Genomic DNA, 21,146 nt, shown 5'->3' with positions numbered 1-21,146 from the left:
GGGGCCAGGCTTTTTAAGAGCTTTCGCACCCACGCCACTGGCGTTATCCTTGATTTCATCCCAATTGCCCCAGGGCGGCTAAATACGACCTTGAACGCACCCATAGAACCTCATCGTTTCATCCTCGAGCCTTTTGAGGCTCGCCGCTTCGCCAATCTGTGCGGGCAGTTCGACGAACACCTGCGCCTGATCGAACAGCGCCTGGCCATCGAGATCCGCAACCGCGGCAATCAGTTCGAGCTGATCGGCGAACCCAAGCACACCACTTCCGCGGAAAACCTGATTCGCCGCCTGTACCGGGAAACCAAGGGTTCAGAGCTGTCGCCGGATACGGTTCACCTGTTCCTCCAGGAATCGGCCGTCGAGCAACTGGACAACCACGCCCCCGCTGAAGCCTCCGTCGCCCTGCGCACCAAGAAAGGCATGATTCGCCCACGCGGCTTGAATCAGTTGCGCTACGTGAAGGAAATCCTCGGCAACGACATCAACTTCGGCATCGGCCCGGCCGGTACCGGCAAGACCTATCTGGCCGTGGCCTGCGCCGTTGATGCGCTGGAACGCGAGCAGATCCGTCGCATTCTGCTGGTGCGTCCGGCGGTCGAAGCGGGTGAAAAACTCGGCTTCCTGCCCGGCGACCTCTCGCAAAAGATCGACCCGTACCTGCGCCCGCTCTACGACGCGCTCTATGAAATGCTCGGCTTCGAATACGTGGCCAAGCTGATCGAACGTCAGGTAATCGAAGTCGCACCGCTGGCCTACATGCGTGGTCGCACGCTGAACAACAGTTTCATCATTCTCGACGAAAGCCAGAACACCACCGTCGAGCAGATGAAGATGTTCCTGACCCGGATCGGTTTCGGCTCAACCGCCGTAATCACCGGCGACATCACTCAGGTCGACCTGCCGCGTGGCACCAAGTCCGGACTTCATCACGTCATCGAAGTCCTGAAGGATGTGCCGGGTATCAGCTTCACCCACTTCCAGCCCAAAGACGTGGTGCGCCACCCGCTGGTGCAACGCATCGTCGAAGCCTACGAGCGCTTCGAAACGCGCCTGGCCGATGAAGCGCCAAAGGACACTCGCCACGATGCTTGAGCTTGACCTGCAAATCGCGACCGAAGCGTCTGCGCCGACCGAAGCCGAATTCCGCCAATGGTGCGAACTGGCCCTGCGCCAGCGTACCGCCGATTCGGAAATGACCATTCGTCTGGTCGACGAAGAAGAAGGCCGCGAACTGAATCACACCTGGCGCCACAAGGATTACGCGACCAACGTCCTGTCCTTTCCCGCCGAAGTGCCCGACGAGTTTCTCGACATTCCATTGCTGGGCGATCTGGTGATCTGCGTGGCCGTGGTTGAGCGTGAAGCGGCCGAACAGGGCAAGGAACTAAAGGCCCACTGGGCACATCTGGTCATTCACGGCTGCTTGCATCTGCTTGGTTACGACCATATAGATGACGAGGAAGCCGAGGAAATGGAAGCACTGGAACGCGAGTTGCTTGCCGAATTGGGTTATCCCGATCCATACGCGGACGACGAAACCGAAACATCCCCTATCGTTACAACAAAGGATTCAGAGTAATCGCTATGAGCGAAGATCGATCGAGCAACGGGCAGAAGTCCTGGCTGGGTAAACTGACCCAGGCTTTTGCCCACGAGCCGAAGAACCGCCAGGAGCTGCTGGAGCTGCTGCGCGATGCACATCAGAACAAACTGCTGGACAGCGAAGCGCTGGCCATCGTCGAAGGCGCCATCCAGGTGGCTGACCTGCAGGTTCGCGACATCATGGTGCCGCGCTCGCAGATGATCAGCATCAAGGCGACCCAGACACCCCGCGAATTTCTCCCTGCCGTGGTCGACTCGGCCCACTCGCGCTACCCGGTCATCGGCGAAAGCCATGACGACGTGATGGGCGTGCTGCTGGCCAAGGATCTGCTGCCGCTGATCCTCAAGGAGAACGGCGACAGCTTTAACATCAAGGACCTGCTGCGCCCGGCCACGTTCGTGCCGGAGTCCAAGCGTCTGAACGTGTTGCTGCGTGAATTCCGCGCCAACCACAACCACATGGCCATCGTCATCGACGAATACGGCGGTGTGGCGGGTCTGGTGACCATCGAAGACGTGCTCGAGCAAATCGTCGGCGACATCGAAGACGAGCACGACGTCGAAGAAGACAGCTACATCAAGCCGCTGCCCAGCGGTGATTTCCTGATCAAGGCCCTGACGCCGATCGAGAACTTCAACGAGTTCTTCGACAGCGAATTCTCCGACGACGAGTTCGACACCGTCGGCGGGCTGGTGATGAGCGCGTTCGGGCACTTGCCAAAACGCAACGAAATCACTGAAATCGGCGCTTATCGTTTCCGCATCCTGAACGCCGACAGCCGTCGGATTCATCTGCTGCGACTCACGCCAATCGCCCGGTAACCATTAAGGATAGAAATGCGCTGGACAACCCGCCCCGGCTGGCCCGGTAACCTGCTGGCCGTGGCGGCCGGTGCAATCACCACCTTCGCTCTCGCGCCGTTCGATCTCTGGCCGCTGGCCCTGCTGGCGGTCGGCCTGTTCTATGCCGGCCTGCGCGAGCTGAGCCCGCGCCAGGCGCTGGGTCGCGGCTGGTGCTTCGGTTTCGGCCTGTTCGGCGCCGGCACCAGCTGGATCTACTACAGCATCCACCACTTCGGCGGCGCTTCGGTGCTGCTGGCCGGGTTCCTGATGCTGATTTTCACGGCGGCCATTGCCTGGTTCTTCGCCCTGCCTGCCTGGCTGTGGGCGCGCTGGCTGCGTCGCAACGAGGCGCCGCTGGCCGATGCCCTGGCCTTTGCGGCGTTGTGGGTTGGTCAGGAAGCGTTTCGTGGCTGGTTCCTCACCGGTTTCCCGTGGCTGTATTCCGGTTACAGCCAGCTGGATGGCCCGCTGGCCGGGCTCGCGCCGGTGGGCGGCATGTGGCTGGTGTCGTTCGTCCTGGCGCTGACCGCCGCGCTGATCTACAACGCACCACGCCTGTTGCAGACCGGTCGCAAAGGCTTTATCGCCGCAGGCCTGGTATTGCTGATCGGTCCATGGGTAGCGGGTATCGCGCTGAAGGGCCACGCCTGGACCAGTCCGTCCGGCGCACCGCTGACCGTTGCCGCCATCCAAGGCAACGTCGAACAAAGCATGAAATGGGACCCGGCGCAGCTCAACGCGCAACTGGCGCTGTACCGTGACCTGAGTTTCCGTTCGAAACCGGTGGATCTGCTGATCTGGCCGGAAACCGCCGTCCCGGTGCTCAAGGAGTCCGCCGAGGGTTACCTGAACATGATGGGCACCTTCGCCGCCGAGCGTAAATCGGCACTGATCACGGGTGTGCCGATCCGCCAGACAGTGCGTCACGAAAAACGCTTCTTCAACGGCATTACCGTGGTCGGCGAAGGCGACGGCACCTATCTGAAGCAGAAACTGGTGCCGTTCGGCGAATACGTTCCGTTGCAGGACCTGTTGCGCGGGCTGATCGCGTTCTTCGATCTGCCGATGTCCGACTTCGCCCGTGGTCCTGCGGATCAGCCGCTATTGCAGGCCAAGGGTTATCAGATTGCGCCGTTCATCTGCTACGAAGTGGTGTACCCGGAGTTCGCTGCAAGTCTGGCGGCACACAGCGATCTGCTGCTGACCATCAGCAATGACACCTGGTTCGGCACCTCCATCGGCCCGCTGCAACACCTGCAGATGGCACAGATGCGTGCGCTTGAAGCAGGGCGCTGGATGATTCGTGCGACCAACAACGGCGTGACCGGCCTGATCAACCCGTTCGGGCAGATCACCGAGCGCATTCCGCAGTTCGAACAAGGCGTGCTCTACGGTGAAGTGGTGCCGATGCACAACCTGACGCCGTATCTGCAGTGGCGCTCGTGGCCGTTGATCATCCTCTGCGTAGTGCTGTTTGGCTGGGCGCTGATGACCAACCGGATGTCCAAGACCCTCTGAAAACCTGCTCACTCCCGCGTTCTGCGCGGGAGTGATCAATCGGCGCTGTCATCCCCTCGGTAGAACAGCGAATAACCGATCTGCCCCACCGCCTCGTTCAACAACTGCCCGCTCTGCCAGATCGACTTGAACTCCGGCAGCCAGCCGCCGAACGGCCGGGCATTGTCGGTGCCAAGAAAACCGACCGGTGCCGGCACCACTTCGAATCCAGCCTGTTGATAACTCCACACCGCACGCGGCATGTGCCAGGCCTGGGTCACCAGCACGATGCGTTTGACGCCTTCCGGCAGCAGCATCTTGGCGCTGAAGGCAGCGTTTTCCCAGGTGGTGCGGCTCTCCCCTTCCTGCCAACGCACGGTCACACCGAAATCATCGCGTAACGAATCGGCCATCAACTTGGCTTCAGTCGGCGGTGTACCGTAATGCAGGCCGCCGCTGGTCAGAATCGGCAACCCCGAGGCCTTGGCCAGCCGCGCTGCATAACGCTGTCGCTCAAGTCCGACACCGGTTGGCTGATCGTCGCCCCAGGCCAGATCTCCGCGCTCGCGACCTGAGCCCAGCACCACAATCGCATCAGCGCGTTGCGCAAGGCTTGTCCATGAGTCCCGGGCCAGCGGCGGCTCGCGTTCCAGGGCCTTGGCGCCCCATTGCACGACCACCGGCAGGCTCATCAGCAGGAAGCCGCCAAAACCCAGAACGAAGCACAGCCCGGCCAGTCGCGGCCGCGAACGTCGCAACCACCAGGCGGCGAGCAACAGCAGCAAAAGAAGGCCGGGCGGCAACAGAAGTTGTTTAATGAAATAACGAAAAGGCATCGAGCATCTCCAGAGATGCCCGAAGCCTAAGTGGGTTGATACGACGCGACAACCAGTAGGGTCGGATCCCGTTGAAAAAGATCCGTTTTTTGACCTGCCATGCGTTTACTTGGCCTGCAGGGTTCGTACTTTTACGGTCTCTCTGCCCGGTGCCTTGTCCTTGAGCCAGATGACCTTGGCCGAATGGGCTGCATCGAGTTGCTTCACTGCCTGTGACAGGTATCCGTGGGTTTCACGCTCACTGCGATCCAGATAAGCCTTGACCAGATTGAACTCGGCGGGGCTCAAGCCACGCAATTCCAGCTCCAGGGGGCGCTCGTCGCGCAGCCGTCCAGCGGTTTTTGCCGCGTCCAGGGCCATTCCCAGACGATCGATCAACCGCTCGTACAACTCGGGTTTGGTTATGTTTCTTTGCTGTGACTCCACCATCCCTCACCTCATTGAAGATAAGACTCACTCCCCAGTTAGAGCTTAGCTTCGCTGCACAAACCGGCTGCACGCCGCGACCAACGGCCCTCGCCGCGATTTCAACGGGTCAAACGGCTGCAATCAGGGTTTCCCTAGGCCAAGCGCGGTCATGTATGCTACGGCGCTTCCTGTAACTCCACTTCCAGCCCGTCCGGCCCGCTCCGGATGTCGCATTGAAGAGGATTAGGCCACCCCTATCCAGTACAAAAGTAGCCATGCACGAACAATATCAGCCCCGTGAAATCGAAGCCGCCGCCCAGTCGTTCTGGGACGAGCAAAAGTCCTTTGAAGTCAGTGAACAGCCAGGCAAGGAGACTTACTACTGCCTGTCGATGTTCCCTTACCCCAGCGGCAAGCTACACATGGGGCACGTGCGCAACTACACCATCGGCGACGTGATCTCCCGCTACCAGCGCATGCTCGGCAAGAACGTTCTGCAACCGATGGGCTGGGACGCCTTCGGCATGCCGGCGGAAAACGCCGCGATGAAGAACAACGTGGCCCCCGCCAAGTGGACCTACGAAAACATCGCCTACATGAAATCCCAGCTGCGCAGCCTGGGCCTGGCGGTGGACTGGTCCCGCGAAGTCACCACCTGCAAGCCTGATTACTACCGTTGGGAGCAGTGGCTGTTCACCCGCCTGTTCGAAAAAGGCGTGATCTACCGCAAGAACGGGACCGTGAACTGGGACCCGATCGACCAGACCGTTCTGGCCAACGAACAGGTGATCGACGGTCGCGGCTGGCGTTCCGGCGCGCTGATCGAAAAGCGCGAAATCCCGATGTACTACTTCAAGATCACCGCTTATGCGGATGAGTTGCTGGAGAGTCTCGACGAACTGACCGGCTGGCCGGAACAGGTCAAGACCATGCAGCGCAACTGGATCGGCAAGTCCCGCGGGATGGAAGTGCAGTTCCCGTACAACGTCGATTCGATCGGTGAAAGCGGCACCCTGAAAGTCTTCACCACCCGTCCGGACACCCTGATGGGCGCAACCTATGTTGCGGTGGCCGCCGAGCACCACCTGGCCGCTCTCGCCGCGAAGAACAACCCTGAGCTGCAAGCGTTCATCGCCGAATGCAAGGGCGGCAGCGTCGCCGAAGCCGACGTCGCCACTCAAGAGAAGAAAGGCCTGCCGACCGGCCTGTTCGTCGAGCACCCGCTGACCGGTGAAAAACTGCCGGTGTGGGTCGCCAACTATGTGCTGATGCACTACGGCGATGGCGCGGTCATGGCTGTGCCGGCTCACGACGAGCGCGACTTCGAGTTCGCTCACAAGTACAACCTGCCGGTCAAATCCGTGGTTCGCACCAGCTCCGGTGAAACCAACCCGGCTCCGTGGCAGGACGCCTACGGCGAGCACGGCACGCTGATCAACTCCGGCGAGTTCGACGGCCTGGACTTCGCTGGCGCCTTCGACGCCATGGAAGTCGCGCTGATCAAGAAAAACCTTGGCGCCTCGCGCACCCAGTTCCGTCTGCGCGACTGGGGCATCAGCCGTCAGCGTTACTGGGGCTGCCCGATCCCGATCATCCACTGCGATGCCTGCGGTGACGTGCCGGTGCCGGAAGACCAGTTGCCTGTCGTACTGCCGGAAGACGTGGTGCCGGACGGCGCCGGTTCGCCGTTGGCGCGCATGCCCGAGTTTTACGAATGCAGCTGCCCGAAATGCGGCCAGCCTGCCAAGCGTGAAACCGACACCATGGACACCTTCGTCGAGTCGTCCTGGTACTACGCCCGTTACGCCTCGCCGCACTTCGAAGGCGGCCTGGTGGAAAAATCCGCAGCCGACCACTGGTTGCCGGTGGATCAGTACATCGGCGGTATCGAACACGCCATTCTTCACCTGCTGTACGCGCGCTTCTTCCACAAGCTGATGCGCGACGAAGGTCTGGTGAGTTCCAACGAGCCGTTCAAGAACCTGCTGACCCAGGGCATGGTGGTCGCCGAGACCTACTATCGTCGTGAAGCCAACGGCGCCTACACCTGGTTCAACCCGGCGGACGTGGAACTCGAACGCGACAGCAAGGCCAAGGTCATCAGTGCCAAACTGAAATCCGACGGCCTGCCGGTGGAAATCGGCGGCACCGAGAAGATGGCCAAGTCGAAGAACAACGGCGTCGACCCGCAATCGATGATCGATCAGTTCGGCGCCGACACCTGCCGCCTGTTCATGATGTTCGCTTCGCCACCTGACATGAGCGCTGAATGGTCCGACTCCGGCGTGGAAGGCTCGCACCGCTTCCTCAAGCGCGTCTGGCGTCTGGCTCAGGCCCACGTCACCCAGGGCCTGCCGGGCAAACTGGACATCGCCGGCCTGAATGACGAGCAGAAAGTCGTTCGTCGTGCGATCCACCAGGCGATCAAGCAGGCCAGCCATGACGTCGGCCAGAACCACAAATTCAACACCGCCATCGCCCAGGTGATGACGCTGATGAACGTGCTGGAGAAAGCCGCCCAAGCCACCGAGCAGGACCGCGCGCTGATCCACGAAGGCCTTGAGGCCGTGACCCTGCTGCTGGCACCGATCACACCGCACATCAGCCATGAACTGTGGAATCGCCTGGGCCACGCCGATCCGGTGATCGACGCCGGCTGGCCAGTGCTGGACGAAAGCGCGCTGGTGCAGGACAGCCTGACCCTGGTCATTCAGGTCAACGGCAAACTGCGCGGCCAGATCGAAATGCCGGCCGCCGCGACCCGTGAAGAAGTCGAAGCCGCTGCTCGTGCCAACGAAAACGTGCTGCGCTTCGTCGACGGCCTGACTATTCGCAAAGTGATCGTAGTGCCCGGGAAACTGGTCAATATCGTCGCCAGCTAATTGGATCGGACGCCGGGTCTGCCTGGCGTCCAGTAAAACCTTTCGGGCCGCAGGGTCGGCCCACATGGTTTCAAGGGGAGCAACACAATGATCAAACGCAATCTGCTGGTGATGGGCCTCGCAGTCCTGTTGAGCGCCTGCGGTTTCCAGCTGCGCGGCACCGGCACCACCGAACTGGCGATCAAGGAGCTCGATCTGAGCGCCCGCAACGCCTACGGCGAAACCGTGACGCAACTGCGCCAGGTGCTGGAGGCCAGCGGCGTCAGGATCGTTTCCGGCGCACCGTACAAGCTTTATCTGGCCGATGAGCAGGAAAACCAGCGCATCCTCAGCTACGCCGGTGCCGGTCGTACTGGCGAATACCAGGTGACCACCGTGCTCAATTACGACATCCGTGGCGAAAAAGACCTGCTGCTCAAAAGCGACAAGCTTGAAGTGCAGAAAGTGTTCATCCACGACGGCAACAACCTGGTGGGTTCCGACCAGGAAGCCAACGATGCCCGTGCCGAAACACGCCGTGAACTGGTACAGCGCATGATGCTGCGCCTGCAGCAACTGACGCCGGCCCAGCTGGATGCCCTGCAGCAGACCGCCAACGCCCGGGCCAAGGCAGAAGCCGACGCCCTGGAAGCGGCGCAGAAGGCTGAAGCGGAAACCCCGCGTCAGTCGCCGCTCGAACTGCCGCAGCAGTAAGACGCCCGGGGCGCTCAGGCGCCCCGTTCGCCCTCTCTTATGAAGCTCGCTCCCGCCCAACTCGGCAAACACCTGCAAGGCGCCCTTGCGCCGGTCTACATCATCAGCGGCGATGACCCGCTGCTGTGCCAGGAAGCTGCCGACGCCATTCGTTCCGCTGCCCGTCAGCAAGGTTTCGACGAACGCCAGGTGTTCGCCGCCGACGCCAATTTCGATTGGGGTACGTTGCTGCTGGCCGGCGCCAGCATGTCGCTGTTCGCTGAAAAGCGCCTGCTGGAACTGCGCCTGCCTTCCGGCAAGCCCGGTGACAAGGGTGCTGCGGCACTGATCGAATACTGCTCACGCCCCGCCGAAGACACGGTGTTGCTGATCAGCTTGCCCAAGCTGGACGGCAGCGCGCAGAAGACCAAGTGGGGCAAGGCGCTGGTCGAAGGTCAGCAGACCCAGTTCATCCAGATCTGGCCGGTGGACGCAAACCAGTTGCCGAGCTGGATTCGTCAGCGACTGTCCCAGGCCGGTCTTTCGGCCAGTCAGGACGCGGTGGAGCTGATTGCTGCGCGGGTCGAAGGCAATTTGCTTGCCGCCGCGCAGGAGATCGAGAAGCTCAAGCTGATGGCCGAAGGCGGACAGATCACTGTCGAAACCGTACAGGCGGCCGTGGCCGACAGTGCGCGTTTTGACGTGTTCGGCCTGACCGACGCGGTCCTCAACGGCGAACCGGCTCACGCGCTGCGCATGCTCGAAGGGCTGCGCGGTGAAGGTGTCGAGCCGCCGGTGATCCTCTGGGCTCTGGCTCGGGAACTGCGTCTGTTGGCCAATATCTCGCTGCAGTACAGTCAGGGAACGCCGCTGGACAAGTGCTTCAGTCAGGCGAAACCGCCGGTCTGGGACAAACGCAAACCGCTGATGAGCAAGGCCCTGCAACGCTACTCGGCACAGCGCTGGGCGCAGTTGTTGCTCGAAGCCCAGCGCATCGATGCGCAGATCAAGGGCCAGGCGGCCGGTTCGCCGTGGATGAGCCTGAGCCGTTTGGCGCTGTTAATGGCGGGTCAGCGTCTGACGTTACCTGCCGAATGAAACCCGGGATCGCACACTGCGATCCCGTTTTTTTTTGCCCAGACCATTTCCTACAGAACATCGCGCCTTCAGTCCTATAGACAGACGCTCGACATCGGCAGATCATTTGCCGCGCAAAACCCACTCACTCGCGAGAACCCTCATGAGCAAAAAGCCATCGAAACATGGCCACAACAAGGCCAAATCCATCGTCGCCCAACCCCTGTTCCGCAGCCGCCAGGAACGACCAACCAAGGGCAAAGGCAGCTACCGCCGCGAAGCCTTCCAGTCTGACAGCTGGGAGGCTTCTTACTTTCTGGCCGCTTGAAGCGCAGCACCCCTTCCTCATGTTAAGGTCTGCACCTGATTCGTATCCCCTGGACCTGTGCATGCCCCTCAGCCTTTCCCGTCGTTGGCCCGTTCGCCAACTGATCGCTGCCACAAGTTTCATACTGCTTGTCGCCTGCGCGGAGAAACCCACCGCCGCCGACGCGCAACCGCTTCAGGCTGCTCCCGTTGCCACGGCCCCTGCGGTCATCCCGCCGGTAGTGCCGTCCGGTGACGACCTCGACCTGCAACCGACCCAGACTTTCGCCGAGTGGCAGGCAGGTTTCCGCAAGGACGCCCTGGCCGCCGGTATTCGCCCCGACGTGTTTGACCGCGCCTTTGCCAACGTGAGCTTCGATGCCAGCGTGATCCGCGCCGACCGTAGCCAGCCGGAGTTCGCCCGCCCGGTGTGGGAATACCTGGACGGTGCCCTGTCGCCGCTGCGGGTGCGCAAAGGCCAGGCGCTGATCAACCAGTACGCCGATATCCTGCAACGCATCGAGCAACGTTACGGCGTCGACCGCCAGGCGCTGGTATCGGTGTGGGGGATGGAAAGCAATTTCGGCCAGTTCCAGGGCACCAAGTCGGTGATCAACTCCCTGGCGACCCTGGCCTATGAAGGTCGCCGCCCGGCCTTTGCTCACGCGCAACTGATCGCGGCGCTGCAGATCCTGCAACAGGGCGACATCACGCCGGAGAAAATGCTCGGTTCCTGGGCCGGTGCAATGGGCCAGACCCAGTTCATCCCGACCACTTATAACACCCACGCGGTGGATTTCGACGGTGACGGGCGCCGAGACATCTGGGGCAGCCCGGCTGACGCTCTGGCCTCGACTGCGCACTACCTGCAAAGCTCCGGCTGGCAACGTGGCCAACCGTGGGGCTTCGAAGTGCAGCTGCCGAGCGGTTTCAACTACACCCTGGCAGATGGCGCGATTCGCAAGAGCGTCGCCGAATGGCGGCAACTGGGCGTGATTCTGCCCAACGGCGGCCAGGCCCCTGCCGGCTCCGAGCAACTGTCGGCCGCCCTGCTGTTGCCGGCCGGCTATCGTGGCCCGGCGTTCCTGATCCTCGACAACTTCCGGGCGATCCTCAAGTACAACAACTCGTCGTCCTATGCCCTGGCGGTAAGCCTGTTGTCCGAGCGCTTCAACGGTGCCGGCCTGATCAACGGCACCTGGCCGAAGGATGATCTGCCGCTGAGCCGTACCGAACGCATCGAGTTGCAGAACCTGCTGACCGCGCGCAACTACGACGCGGGCACCGCAGACGGCATCATCGGTGCCAATACGCGCAAGGCGATCCGCAGTGCACAACAGTCATTCGGCTGGCCGGCGGATGGCTACCCGACGCACAAGCTGCTCGAAAGCCTGCGTAACCAATAAAAAAACGCCGCCTGAAGAGGCGGCGTTTTTTTTGCGGCTCGGTCAGCGAATCACCACATCCTGCTCCAGCATCAACTCCTTCTTCCCTGCATCCAGTCGAACCAGCGCGCCCAACGGCAGCGTCAGGTTCGGATCACAGTGCCCGCTGCGCCAGCCCGACAACACCGGAATCCGCAACGGCTCGAAGGTCTGCTTGAGCAGGCGATTCAGCGCATCGACATCCACCCCCGCGATATCCCCGACCAACACGCCACGCAATCGGGCCAGCTTGCCGGCCAGACGCATCTGGGTCAGCAAGCGGTCGATCCGATACAGCGGCTCATTGACGTCCTCGATGAGCAGGATCACCCCTTCGACATCGATTTCGTAAGGCGTGCCCAGCGTCGAGGCGATCATCGCCAGATTGCCGCCCAGCAAACGCCCGTGAGCGATGCCGGGCTCAACCGTGGTCAGTGGATAAGCCACTGGATGACTCAGCACACTGCCGGCCTTCAATTGACCGCGCAGCATGGCGAAGAACGACGTCACCGTCGGCGGCTCCTTGTCCCCCAGCAGGTCGGCGTTCAACAGTGGCCCGTGAAAGGTCACGAACCCGGCGTAGCGACTGATGGCCAGGTGCAACGCGGTGATGTCGCTGTAGCCGACGAACGGCTTGGCATGGCGCGCCAGCAGATCGTAGTCGATTTGATCCAGCAGGCGCGGCGTACCGTAACCGCCACGCAGACAGATGATTGCGTCAACCTCGGGATCAGTGAACGCCGCGTGCAGATCATTGAGCCGCACCTCGTCGCTGCCGGCCAGATAGCCATCCTTCTCATAGACACCAGGAAACACCCGCAAACCGTAACCCCGGGCGCGCATCCATTGAACAGCCTTTTCGGTATCCAGCGCACCGGGACCGGCGGGCGCAATGACGCCTATCAGCCCTTCCGACGGCAGCGCCGGCACAGGCTTGTGCGGAAAAAGGGTGTGGGTCGGTCGAACGGTCATCCATGGATCTCCCTGTGTGAAGTCATGCACACACAGTAGTCAGGAACGGCGACAAACAGAAGAGGTCCGGCTGCGCCGCAGATTGCAGGAAAAGTCAGTAACGAGTGTAGGCCGGACAAAAAAATGCCCGCCGGGCGGTAAACCCCGGCGGGCATTTTCTCATTCAGCGCTGAATCAGGAACCGAGCAGCTCGGCCTTGACCAGTTTCGCCTGCTCGTCGGCGTGGTACGACGAACGCACCAGCGGGCCGGACGCGACGTTCTTGAAGCCCATCTTGTAACCTTCCTCGGCGAACCAGGCGAAGGTGTCCGGGTGCACGAAACGCTGCACCGGCAAGTGGCTGCGGGACGGTTGCAGGTACTGGCCCAGGGTCAGCATGTCGATGTCGTGTTCGCGCATACGCTTCATGACTTCGATGACTTCGTCGTCGGTCTCGCCCAGACCCAGCATCAGGCCGGACTTGGTCGGAATGTGCGGCATCATCTGCTTGAAGCGTTGCAGCAGGGTCAGCGACCACTGGTAGTCCGAACCCGGACGCGCAGCCTTGTACAGGCGCGGTACGGTTTCCAGGTTGTGGTTGAACACATCCGGCGGCTCGGCGGCGGTGATTTCCAGGGCGATGTCCATGCGGCCACGGTAGTCCGGGACCAGGGTCTCGAGCTGCACGTTCGGAGACAGTTTGCGGATTTCGCGGATGCAGTCGGCAAAGTGCTGGGCACCGCCGTCACGCAGGTCGTCGCGGTCAACCGAGGTGATCACCACATACTTGAGTTTCAGGTCGGCGATGGCGATGGCCAGGCTTTCCGGCTCGTTGACGTCCAGTGGTTTCGGACGACCGTGGCCGACGTCGCAGAACGGACAGCGACGGGTGCAGATGTCGCCCATGATCATGAAGGTGGCAGTGCCGCCGGAGAAGCACTCGCCCAGGTTAGGGCAGGACGCTTCTTCGCAGACGCTGTGCAGCTTGTGCTTGCGCAGCAGGCTCTTGATGCGCTCGACTTCCGGCGAAACCGGGATGCGCACGCGGATCCAGTCGGGTTTCTTCGGCAGTTCGGTGGTCGGAATGATCTTTACCGGAATGCGTGCAACCTTCTCGGCGCCGCGCAGCTTGACGCCGGCTTCAACCTTGGGACGCGGGGCCGGGCGCTCGGTCACGTCGAGCGTCGGGATCATGGTTTGCACTGCATCAGTAGTCATATCAGTCGATTCCGCCCGTCAGGGTCGTCTGCTCAGCATAGTCGAGGTGTTTGACGAGCTGCGCGCGCAGCCGGGCACTTACCTCGGCAAATTCAATCGATCCTGCGTGATCGCTCAGCTGGGTCATCGCCAGCCCGGCATAGCCGCAGGGATTAATCCGTCGAAACGGTTCCAGGTTCATATCCACGTTCAGGGCCAGGCCATGAAAGGAACAACCGTGGCGAATCCGCAAACCCAGAGAAGCGATTTTCGCTCCGTCGACATAGACGCCGGGAGCATCTGGCTTGGCCACAGCGGTGACGCCGTAGCTGGCCAGCAGTTCGATCAGGCACCGCTCCATGCGTGTGACCAGGTCGCGTACGCCAAAACCCAGTTTGCGCACATCCAGCAACAGGTACGCCACCAATTGGCCGGGGCCATGGTAAGTCACCTGCCCGCCGCGGTCGACCTGAACCACCGGGATATCTCCCGGCAGCAACAGATGTTCGGCCTTGCCGGCCTGACCCTGAGTGAACACCGGCGGGTGTTCGACGAGCCAGATTTCGTCGGCGGCATCACTGCCGCGTTCGTTGGTAAAGCGTTGCATGGCATGCCAGACCGGCTCGTAAGCCATCTGGCCAAGTTCGCGAAAGCCCAGCGTGCCCGGCATCACAACACCATGTGTACGAAGCCGGTCGCCCGCAGTTCGCTGTTGATGTTGTACAGCTGATCCTGGTCGGTCGCGACGATGTGCAACTGGATGGTGGTGTACTTGCCGTTGCTGCTTTGACGCTCGTCGACACGCTCATCATTGATCTTTGCGTGTTTCTTGACGATGTCGATGATCTTGTCTTTGTTGCCGACGCCCGTATCGCTGATCACCTTAACCGGATAATCAACCTGCGGAAATTCGATCTTTGGCGCCTTTACTTCGGTATCGGTCATGGCGTAACGGCCTCGTAAGCGTAAGCCCGGTAACGAACAAGGCCCCGCTCCGGAAGGGAACGGGGCCATGCGGGTCAACTCGTATCAGTTGAACAAGCCGTAGAAGAATAGACGGATGCTATCCCACATGCGGCGGAAGATACCACCCTCCTCGACAGCGTCCAGGGCGATCAAGTCGGCGCTGTGCACCACCTTGTCGTCCAGTTTCACTTCGACTTTACCGATCACGTCGCCCTTGGCGATTGGCGCGGTCAGTTGCGGGTTCATGGTCATGCTGGCAGCGAGCTTCTTCAGCTGGCCTTTCGGCAAGGTCATGGTCAGGTCTTCAGCCAGGCCGGCCTTGACTTGGCTGGTGGTGCCTTTCCACACCGGGGCCTGAGCCAGTTCGGTGCCCTTCTGATAGAAGGTCTGGGTTTCGAAGAAACGGAAACCGTAGGTCAGCAGTTTCTGGGTTTCGGCAGCACGAGCCACTTCGCTGTTGGTGCCGAACACCACGGCAATCAGGCGCATGCCGTCACGTACGGCCGAGGACACCATGCAGTAGCCGGCTTCGTCGGTGTGACCGGTTTTCAGACCGTCGACGGTCTTGTCGCGCCACAGCAGCAGGTTGCGGTTCGGTTGCTTGATGCCGTTCCAGAAGAACTCTTTCTGCGAGTAGATCGCGTAGTGAGCCGGGTCTTCGTGGATGATCGCGCGCGCCAGGATCGCCATGTCGTGAGCCGACGAGTAGTGCTCTGGGTTCGGCAGACCGGTCGGGTTCATGAAGTGGGTATTGGTCATGCCCAGATCGGCGACAGTCTTGTTCATCAGGTCGGCGAAGGCATCTTCGCTGCCGGCGATGTGCTCGGCCACCGCGACGCTGGCGTCGTTGCCGGACTGGATGATGATGCCGTGCAGCAGGTCGCTGACGGTCACTTGCGAGCCGACCTTGATGAACATCCGCGAACCGCCGGTACGCCAGGCGTTTTCGCTGACGGTCACCGGATCGTTTTCACCGATTTGGCCACGACGGATTTCCAGCGTGGCAATGTACGCGGTCATCAGTTTGGTCAGGCTGGCCGGTGGCAGACGCTGGTCACCGTTGTTCTCCACCAGCACGTTGCCGCTGCTGGCGTCCATGAGCACGTAGGCCTTGGCGGCCAGTTGTGGTGGCGACGGCATCATCTCGGCCGCGAAGGCGGCAGGCGAGAGGAGCAGCGGGACTAGCAGACACAGGCGTTTGGCAAAGGTGGTGATGTTCATCCGTCTCTCGAAATCGCTAATGGAAACTGCCCTTGCAGGCAAAATTAATCAGATGACTTTCTAACGAGTCATCGCGTGTTCAGTTGCTCACTCCAGTCACCCTTTGCCGGGCTTTTGTTCTTCGACGAGCCAACAACCTGATTCACCCCCCAATCGCTGGCGAACCGTCAATCAAGTGCTACGTATTACTTACTCGGTGACCACACTTGGCGAACCAAGGTTGGCCAGGCGCACGCTGTTCTGCACCTGGGCAATTTCACCCGGCGAACCGATCGGTCCCAGGCGTACCCGGTGCAGGGTCTGCTGATTGCGCACGATCGAGCTGATGAACACCGGAGCGCTCACCATCCCGCTGAGCTTCGACCTCAGGAGTTCTGCAGCGTCCGGGTTGGCGAACGCGCCCACCTGCAGATACTGGCCAGACGCTGGTGCAGAAGCGTTTTTTTTTGCGCCGATCTGTACAGGTACAGTGTCGGAGGCATGCTGTTGCGGCGGTGGAGTCCACTGCTCGATGGTACCGGCCGAGGCCGTGATCACCGGCGCAGTATTCTGCGCGACTTGCGGCTCGTTGAGCATCAGAGGCGCCGGACGGCCTTTCGCGGCCCACCATTGTTGCGGGTCGATACCCTCGACCTTGACCCGCGCGGTGCCGATTTCGGCATAACCGAGCTTTTTGGCTGCGGCGTAAGACAGGTCGATGATCCGGTCCGAATAGAACGGCCCACGGTCGTTGACCCGCAGGATCACGCTCTTGTTGTTGTCCAGGTTGGTCACCCGAACGTAACTTGGCAGCGGTAAGGTCTTGTGGGCGGCACTCATGCCGTACAGGTCATAGACCTCGCCATTGGCGGTGTTCTGACCGTGGAACTTGGTGCCGTACCAGGATGCGGTGCCCGAGGCCACGTAGGTCTTGGATTCCTGCAATGGAAAGTAGGTCTTGCCCAGTACGGTGTACGGGTTGGCCTTGTACGGGCCGGTGTGCAGGGTCGGCGTGGCATCCGGAATACGCGACACATCGACGTCCCACCATGGCGCGCCGTCTTTGTGGGCCCGGTTGATGTCCAGACCCGGCTGGGTACGAACGGTGTTCGAGGCGTATTTCTGGGTCGGCGCCCGGCTGGTCGAGCAACTGGCGACCAGCACCGCCAACGCAGCGAATGCCACCAGCTTCAGGGGTTTGTTGATAGGCAATGCCTGCATTACTTGACGCCCCGTGCTTTTACCAGCTCTTCAGACAGTTGATGTACAGCCATGGCGTACATCACGCTGCGGTTATAACGCGTGATCGCGTAGAAATTCTTCAGGCCCATCCAGTATTCCGGGCCATTGTCGCCTTCCAGGCGAAATGCAGTAACCGGCATATCATCGCGCAGCGCATCATGACTTGACCAGCCCAGCGCTCGCAACTCCCCGACGGTTTTCGTCGGTTCGATGCCCGTGGTCAGGCCTTCATCCACCTGCTCGCCGCGCACATCCGCACGACTGACCACCGGTTCGCCGGCCACCCAGCCGTGACGCTTGAAGTAGCTGGCGACACTGCCGATCGCATCATCCGGGTTGTTCCAGATATTGATGTGGCCATCGCCGTCGAAATCCACCGCATAGGCGCGAAAACTGCTCGGCATGAACTGCGGCAGGCCCATCGCCCCGGCGTAGGAACCCTTGAGGGTCAGTGGGTCGACCTGTTCTTCGCGAGCCAGCAGCAGGAACTCACGCAGTTCCTTGCGGAAAAATTCGGCACGGGGAGGATAGTCGAAACCCAGCGTGGACAAGGCATCGATCACCCGGTAATTACCGGTATTACGTCCGAAAAAGGTCTCGACGCCGATGATCGACACGATCACCTGTGCCGGAACGCCGTATTCCTGCTCGGCGCGGGCCAGTACCGCCTCGTGCTGGCGCCAGAAGTCCACACCACGGGCGATGCGCGCATCGGTGATGAACATCGGCCGGTATTCTTTCCACTGCTTGACCCGTTCGGCGGGTTTGGAAATCGCGTCGAGAATCGCCTGCTTGCGCTGGGCCTCGCGGAACACCGCCATCAGTTGCTCGCCGGCGAAACCGTAGTCGCGGGTCATTTCACCGACGAATTCGGCCACCTGGGGCGAGCCTTCGTAATCGCCGGCCAGCACTTCCTGCGCGCTGCCAAGGATGCCTACCAGGCCGAGCCACGGTGCGTATCGTGTCGCCCAGTCACGCATTACTTGCATTGAACTCTTCACCTTATTCAAACCTGTGCGATCCACTTGCGATGCGTATGGATCGACATCAAAACCCCAAACGCTGACAGCAGCGTCACCAGCGAAGTTCCGCCGTAGCTAATGAACGGCAACGGCACCCCCACCACCGGCAACAGGCCACTGACCATACCGATGTTGACGAAAACATAAACAAAAAACGTCATGGTCAAGGCGCCGGCGAGCAATTTGCCGAACAGCGTCTGCGCCTGGGCGGTAATCACCAGGCCGCGACCGATCAGCAGCAGATAAATCAGCAACAACGCGCAAATGCCCACCAGCCCGAACTCTTCGCCCAGCACCGCAATAATGAAGTCGGTGTGGCTTTCCGGCAGGAAGTCCAAGTGCGACTGGGTGCCCAACAGCCAGCCCTTGCCGAACACACCGCCGGAACCGATGGCGGCCTTCGACTGAATGATGTTCCAGCCCGTGCCCAGCGGATCGCTTTCCGGGTCGAGGAAGGTCAGGATCCGTTGCTTCTGGTAGTCGTGCATGATGAAGAACCACATGGCGATCGCCACGGGTACGGCGGCGGCCAGCACGCTGAGGATCCAGCGCCAGCGCAATCCGCCCATGAACAGCACGAACGCGCCGCCGGCCAGAATCAGCAGCGACGTGCCCAGATCCGGCTGACGCACGATCAGAATGAACGGCACGCCGATCAACATCAGGCTGATCCCGACATGCTTGAGCTGCGGCGGCAACGTGCGCTTGGACAGGTACCAGGCGATGGTCGCCGGCATCAGGATCTTCATGAATTCCGACGGCTGGAAGCGGATCACCCCGGGAATATTGATCCAGCGGGTCGCGCCCATGGCGTTGTGGCCCATGATGTCCACCACCATCAGCAGCACCACCCCGACCACGTAACCGAGCGGCACCCAGCGGGCCATGAACCTCGGCTCGAACTGGGCGATGACGATCATCGACACCAGACCGATGCCGAAAGACGTGGCCTGTTTGGCCAGCAGGTCCCAGCTCTTGCCGCTGGCCGAATACAGCACGAACAGGCTGCCGGCGGCGAGGATCAGCAGCAGGACCAGCAAGGGTCCGTCGATATGCAGGCGTTGCAACAGCGTCGCGCGGCGACGCATCACATCCTCGCTGGAGAGCATGCGATCGAAATTATTCTTCACGGGCCGTAGCCTCCGCACTGATTGGGCTGGCGTATTCGGCCTTCAAGCGTCCGTCCTGATCCAGCAGCCAGGCGTCCATCACCTGACGCACCACGGGCGCAGCGACGCCAGAACCGGACTCACCGTTCTCGACCATCACCGACACCACGATTTTCGGGTTGTCGGCCGGTGCAAAACCGACGAACAGGGCGTGGTCGCGGTGGCGTTCCTGCACCTTGGAGCGGTCGTATTTCTCGCCTTGCTTGATCGCGACCACCTGGGCCGTACCCGACTTGCCGGCGATCCGGTATTGCGCGCCGATCGATGCCTTGCGCGCCGTACCCCGGGCACCGTGCATCACCTGCTGCATGCCGTGGTTGACCTTGGTCCAGTCCGACGGATCACGCAGGACGATGTCCGGCATCGGGTTCTCATCCTTGGGTTTCTCGCCCTCGATGGTCTTGGCCAGGTGCGGACGGTTCCACACCCCTTTGTTGGCCACCAGCGCGGTGGCCTGGGCCAGCTGCAGCGGGGTCGACTGCATGTAGCCCTGGCCGATCCCGAGAATCAGGGTCTCGCCCGGGAACCACGCCTGCTTGCGGGTCGCACGTTTCCATTCGCGGGATGGCATCAGGCCGGGGGATTCTTCGAACATGTCCAGCGAGACCTTCTGGCCGATGCCGAACTTGTTCATGTAGGCCGACAACCGGTCGATGCCGAGCTTGTGCGCCAGGTCATAGAAGTAGGTGTCGTTGGACCGCATGATCGCCGTGTCGAGGTCGACGAAGCCGTCCCCGGTGCGGTTCCAGTTGCGATATTTGTGGTCATAGTTGGGCAGCATGTAGTAACCCGGGTCGAACACCCGGCTCGACGCCGTCACCACACCGGCGTCCAGACCGGCAATCGCCACCGCCGGCTTGATCGTCGAGCCCGGCGGGTACAGACCTCGCAACACGCGGTTGAACAGCGGCCGGTCGATGGAATCGCGCAGCTCGGCGTAAGCCTTGAAGCTGATACCGGTGACGAACAGATTCGGGTCGAAACTCGGCTGACTGACCATCGCCAGCACCTCACCAGTACTCGGGTTCAGCGCCACCACCGCACCGCGTCGCCCGCCCAGTGCGGCTTCGGCGGCTTCCTGCAATTTGATGTCGAGGCTCAGGACGATGTCCTTGCCCGGTACCGGATCGGTACGCTTGAGTACCCGCAGCACCCGGCCCCGGGCGTTGGTCTCGACCTCTTCGTAACCCACCTGCCCGTGCAACTCGGCTTCGTAGAAGCGCTCGATGCCGGTCTTGCCGATGTGGTGGGTGCCGCTGTAGTTGACCGGATCGAGGGTCTTCAGCTCTTTCTCGTTGATCCGCCCCATGTACCCCACCGAGTGCGCAAAATGCGCGCCCTGCGGGTAGTGACGCACCAATTGCGCGACCACTTCCACGCCCGGCAGGCGGAACTGGTTCACCGCGATCCGGGCGATCTGCTCTTCGGTCAGCTCGAACAGAATCGGCACCGGCTCGAACGGCCGACGCCCCTGACGCATGCGCTTTTCGAAGATCACCCGGTCTTCCGGCGTCAGCTCCAGCACTTCGACGATCACGTCGAGCACCTGCTGCCAGTCGCCGGAGCGCTCGCGGGTCATGCTCAGGCTGAAGCTCGGACGGTTATCCGCCACCACCACGCCGTTGCGGTCGTAAATCAGGCCACGAGTCGGCGGGATCGGCTGGACATGGACGCGGTTGTTTTCCGAGAGGGTCGAGTGGTACTCGTACTGGATCACCTGCAGGAAATACAGCCGGGCAATCAGCACACAGATCAGCAGCACCACCGCAATGGCCCCGAACACGACGCGGCTACGCACCAGGCGGGCGTCTTTTTCGTGGTCCTTGATGCGGATCGGCTGGGACATGAG

General features: G+C 61.4%; 20 protein-coding genes. 9 read left to right on the top strand and 11 right to left on the bottom strand.

What is annotated here, in order from left to right; genetic code table 11:
• Window positions 1-90: 90 nt before the first annotated feature.
• From M5B98_RS19380 to lnt, 4 genes are read left to right on the top strand one after another with little or no spacing between them, the layout of a single operon-like run.
• Window positions 91-1,095 carry a PhoH family protein gene (locus tag M5B98_RS19380; protein WP_011336084.1) on the top strand — a complete coding sequence of 335 codons (1,005 nt, stop codon included), beginning with the start codon at window positions 91-93 and terminating at the stop codon, window positions 1,093-1,095.
• Entirely contained in the window at window positions 1,088-1,582 is a 495-nt protein-coding gene (gene ybeY, locus M5B98_RS19375; protein WP_085712270.1) for an rRNA maturation RNase YbeY, read from the top strand. The genes M5B98_RS19380 and ybeY overlap by 8 nt, the downstream gene beginning before the upstream one ends.
• 5 nt (window positions 1,583-1,587) lie before the next feature.
• The gene (locus M5B98_RS19370) at window positions 1,588-2,427 is read left to right on the top strand and encodes an HlyC/CorC family transporter (protein WP_007909641.1); all 840 of its coding nucleotides are present in this window, start codon (window positions 1,588-1,590) and stop codon (window positions 2,425-2,427) included.
• Window positions 2,428-2,442: 15 nt separating this feature from the next.
• A complete protein-coding gene (lnt, locus tag M5B98_RS19365; protein ID WP_248743668.1) occupies window positions 2,443-3,966 on the top strand; it encodes an apolipoprotein N-acyltransferase in 1,524 nt (507 codons plus the stop codon).
• A gap of 35 nt (window positions 3,967-4,001) precedes the next feature.
• On the opposite strand, the gene M5B98_RS19360 is transcribed toward lnt, so the two are convergent.
• Together M5B98_RS19360 and M5B98_RS19355 are read right to left on the bottom strand one after the other, a co-directional pair.
• Window positions 4,002-4,781: a YdcF family protein gene (locus tag M5B98_RS19360; RefSeq protein WP_248743667.1), complete on the bottom strand. Its 780-nt coding sequence runs from the start codon at window positions 4,779-4,781 to the stop codon at window positions 4,002-4,004.
• Window positions 4,782-4,886: 105 nt separating this feature from the next.
• Window positions 4,887-5,210 carry a hypothetical protein gene (locus M5B98_RS19355; protein ID WP_085712273.1) on the bottom strand — a complete coding sequence of 108 codons (324 nt, stop codon included), beginning with the start codon at window positions 5,208-5,210 and terminating at the stop codon, window positions 4,887-4,889.
• 254 nt (window positions 5,211-5,464) lie between these two features.
• On the opposite strand from M5B98_RS19355, the gene leuS reads away from it, so the two are divergent.
• The 5 genes from leuS (at window position 5,465) to M5B98_RS19330 (ending at window position 11,532) form a co-directional block, all read left to right on the top strand.
• Window positions 5,465-8,071 (top strand): leucine--tRNA ligase, encoded by a 2,607-nt coding sequence (leuS, locus tag M5B98_RS19350; protein WP_248743666.1) that lies wholly within the window; start codon window positions 5,465-5,467, stop codon window positions 8,069-8,071.
• 87 nt (window positions 8,072-8,158) lie between these two features.
• Window positions 8,159-8,764, top strand: a complete 606-nt coding sequence (lptE, locus tag M5B98_RS19345; protein WP_248743665.1) for an LPS assembly lipoprotein LptE — start codon at window positions 8,159-8,161, stop codon at window positions 8,762-8,764.
• A 39-nt stretch (window positions 8,765-8,803) separates the two neighbouring features.
• Window positions 8,804-9,841: a DNA polymerase III subunit delta gene (holA, locus tag M5B98_RS19340; RefSeq protein WP_085712276.1), complete on the top strand. Its 1,038-nt coding sequence runs from the start codon at window positions 8,804-8,806 to the stop codon at window positions 9,839-9,841.
• 142 nt (window positions 9,842-9,983) lie between these two features.
• Window positions 9,984-10,148 (top strand): alternative ribosome rescue factor ArfA, encoded by a 165-nt coding sequence (gene arfA / locus M5B98_RS19335; protein ID WP_007958672.1) that lies wholly within the window; start codon window positions 9,984-9,986, stop codon window positions 10,146-10,148.
• 61 nt (window positions 10,149-10,209) lie between these two features.
• Window positions 10,210-11,532: a lytic murein transglycosylase gene (locus tag M5B98_RS19330; protein ID WP_248743664.1), complete on the top strand. Its 1,323-nt coding sequence runs from the start codon at window positions 10,210-10,212 to the stop codon at window positions 11,530-11,532.
• A gap of 42 nt (window positions 11,533-11,574) precedes the next feature.
• On the opposite strand, the gene M5B98_RS19325 is transcribed toward M5B98_RS19330, so the two are convergent.
• From M5B98_RS19325 to mrdA, 9 genes are all read right to left on the bottom strand, one after another.
• Window positions 11,575-12,522, bottom strand: coding sequence for a S66 peptidase family protein (locus M5B98_RS19325; RefSeq protein ID WP_248743663.1), 948 nt, complete (start codon window positions 12,520-12,522; stop codon window positions 11,575-11,577).
• Window positions 12,523-12,696: 174 nt separating this feature from the next.
• Window positions 12,697-13,695, bottom strand: a complete 999-nt coding sequence (gene lipA, locus M5B98_RS19320; RefSeq protein ID WP_162803535.1) for a lipoyl synthase — start codon at window positions 13,693-13,695, stop codon at window positions 12,697-12,699.
• 25 nt (window positions 13,696-13,720) lie between these two features.
• The gene (gene lipB / locus M5B98_RS19315) at window positions 13,721-14,368 is read right to left on the bottom strand and encodes a lipoyl(octanoyl) transferase LipB (protein ID WP_085712280.1); all 648 of its coding nucleotides are present in this window, start codon (window positions 14,366-14,368) and stop codon (window positions 13,721-13,723) included.
• Entirely contained in the window at window positions 14,368-14,643 is a 276-nt protein-coding gene (locus M5B98_RS19310; RefSeq protein ID WP_007958664.1) for a DUF493 domain-containing protein, read from the bottom strand. The genes lipB and M5B98_RS19310 overlap by 1 nt, the downstream gene beginning before the upstream one ends.
• An 84-nt stretch (window positions 14,644-14,727) precedes the next feature.
• Window positions 14,728-15,885: a D-alanyl-D-alanine carboxypeptidase family protein gene (locus M5B98_RS19305; RefSeq protein ID WP_065259591.1), complete on the bottom strand. Its 1,158-nt coding sequence runs from the start codon at window positions 15,883-15,885 to the stop codon at window positions 14,728-14,730.
• Between the two features lie 189 nt (window positions 15,886-16,074).
• On the bottom strand, window positions 16,075-17,085 hold the full coding sequence (locus tag M5B98_RS19300; RefSeq protein WP_248743662.1) for a septal ring lytic transglycosylase RlpA family protein: 1,011 nt from the start codon (window positions 17,083-17,085) through the stop codon (window positions 16,075-16,077).
• Window positions 17,085-18,095: a lytic murein transglycosylase B gene (gene mltB, locus M5B98_RS19295; RefSeq protein ID WP_248743661.1), complete on the bottom strand. Its 1,011-nt coding sequence runs from the start codon at window positions 18,093-18,095 to the stop codon at window positions 17,085-17,087. The genes M5B98_RS19300 and mltB overlap by 1 nt, the downstream gene beginning before the upstream one ends.
• Before the next feature lie 17 nt (window positions 18,096-18,112).
• Complete coding sequence (rodA, locus tag M5B98_RS19290) at window positions 18,113-19,216, bottom strand: rod shape-determining protein RodA (RefSeq protein ID WP_085712360.1); 1,104 nt, start codon at window positions 19,214-19,216, stop codon at window positions 18,113-18,115.
• Window positions 19,217-19,247: 31 nt separating this feature from the next.
• Window positions 19,248-21,143, bottom strand: a complete 1,896-nt coding sequence (gene mrdA, locus M5B98_RS19285) for a penicillin-binding protein 2 (RefSeq protein ID WP_248743660.1) — start codon at window positions 21,141-21,143, stop codon at window positions 19,248-19,250.
• Between the last annotated feature and the right edge of the window lie 3 nt (window positions 21,144-21,146).

This window comes from Pseudomonas sp. MWU12-3088 (genome assembly GCF_023242405.1).
GTDB classification, from domain to species: Bacteria; Pseudomonadota; Gammaproteobacteria; order Pseudomonadales; family Pseudomonadaceae; genus Aquipseudomonas; species Aquipseudomonas kribbensis.
The sequence above is the reverse complement of the archived record's forward strand: the minus strand, read 5'-3'. Positions and strand labels throughout refer to the sequence as shown.

Bases quoted from the DNA above. Each gene is read 5' to 3' on its own strand.
- ybeY (WP_085712270.1), top strand. From the start codon at position 1,088: ATGCTTGAGCTTGACCTGCAAATCGCGACCGAAGCGTCTGCGCCGACC.
- M5B98_RS19370 (WP_007909641.1), top strand. From the start codon at position 1,588: ATGAGCGAAGATCGATCGAGCAACGGGCAGAAGTCCTGGCTGGGTAAA.
- lnt (WP_248743668.1), top strand. From the start codon at position 2,443: ATGCGCTGGACAACCCGCCCCGGCTGGCCCGGTAACCTGCTGGCCGTG.
- M5B98_RS19360 (WP_248743667.1), bottom strand. From the start codon at position 4,781: ATGCCTTTTCGTTATTTCATTAAACAACTTCTGTTGCCGCCCGGCCTT.
- M5B98_RS19355 (WP_085712273.1), bottom strand. From the start codon at position 5,210: ATGGTGGAGTCACAGCAAAGAAACATAACCAAACCCGAGTTGTACGAG.
- leuS (WP_248743666.1), top strand. From the start codon at position 5,465: ATGCACGAACAATATCAGCCCCGTGAAATCGAAGCCGCCGCCCAGTCG.
- lptE (WP_248743665.1), top strand. From the start codon at position 8,159: ATGATCAAACGCAATCTGCTGGTGATGGGCCTCGCAGTCCTGTTGAGC.
- holA (WP_085712276.1), top strand. From the start codon at position 8,804: ATGAAGCTCGCTCCCGCCCAACTCGGCAAACACCTGCAAGGCGCCCTT.
- arfA (WP_007958672.1), top strand. From the start codon at position 9,984: ATGAGCAAAAAGCCATCGAAACATGGCCACAACAAGGCCAAATCCATC.
- M5B98_RS19330 (WP_248743664.1), top strand. From the start codon at position 10,210: ATGCCCCTCAGCCTTTCCCGTCGTTGGCCCGTTCGCCAACTGATCGCT.
- M5B98_RS19325 (WP_248743663.1), bottom strand. From the start codon at position 12,522: ATGACCGTTCGACCGACCCACACCCTTTTTCCGCACAAGCCTGTGCCG.
- lipA (WP_162803535.1), bottom strand. From the start codon at position 13,695: ATGATCCCGACGCTCGACGTGACCGAGCGCCCGGCCCCGCGTCCCAAG.
- lipB (WP_085712280.1), bottom strand. From the start codon at position 14,368: ATGCCGGGCACGCTGGGCTTTCGCGAACTTGGCCAGATGGCTTACGAG.
- M5B98_RS19310 (WP_007958664.1), bottom strand. From the start codon at position 14,643: ATGACCGATACCGAAGTAAAGGCGCCAAAGATCGAATTTCCGCAGGTT.
- M5B98_RS19305 (WP_065259591.1), bottom strand. From the start codon at position 15,885: ATGAACATCACCACCTTTGCCAAACGCCTGTGTCTGCTAGTCCCGCTG.
- M5B98_RS19300 (WP_248743662.1), bottom strand. From the start codon at position 17,085: ATGCAGGCATTGCCTATCAACAAACCCCTGAAGCTGGTGGCATTCGCT.
- mltB (WP_248743661.1), bottom strand. From the start codon at position 18,095: ATGCAAGTAATGCGTGACTGGGCGACACGATACGCACCGTGGCTCGGC.
- rodA (WP_085712360.1), bottom strand. From the start codon at position 19,216: ATGCGTCGCCGCGCGACGCTGTTGCAACGCCTGCATATCGACGGACCC.
- mrdA (WP_248743660.1), bottom strand. From the start codon at position 21,143: ATGTCCCAGCCGATCCGCATCAAGGACCACGAAAAAGACGCCCGCCTG.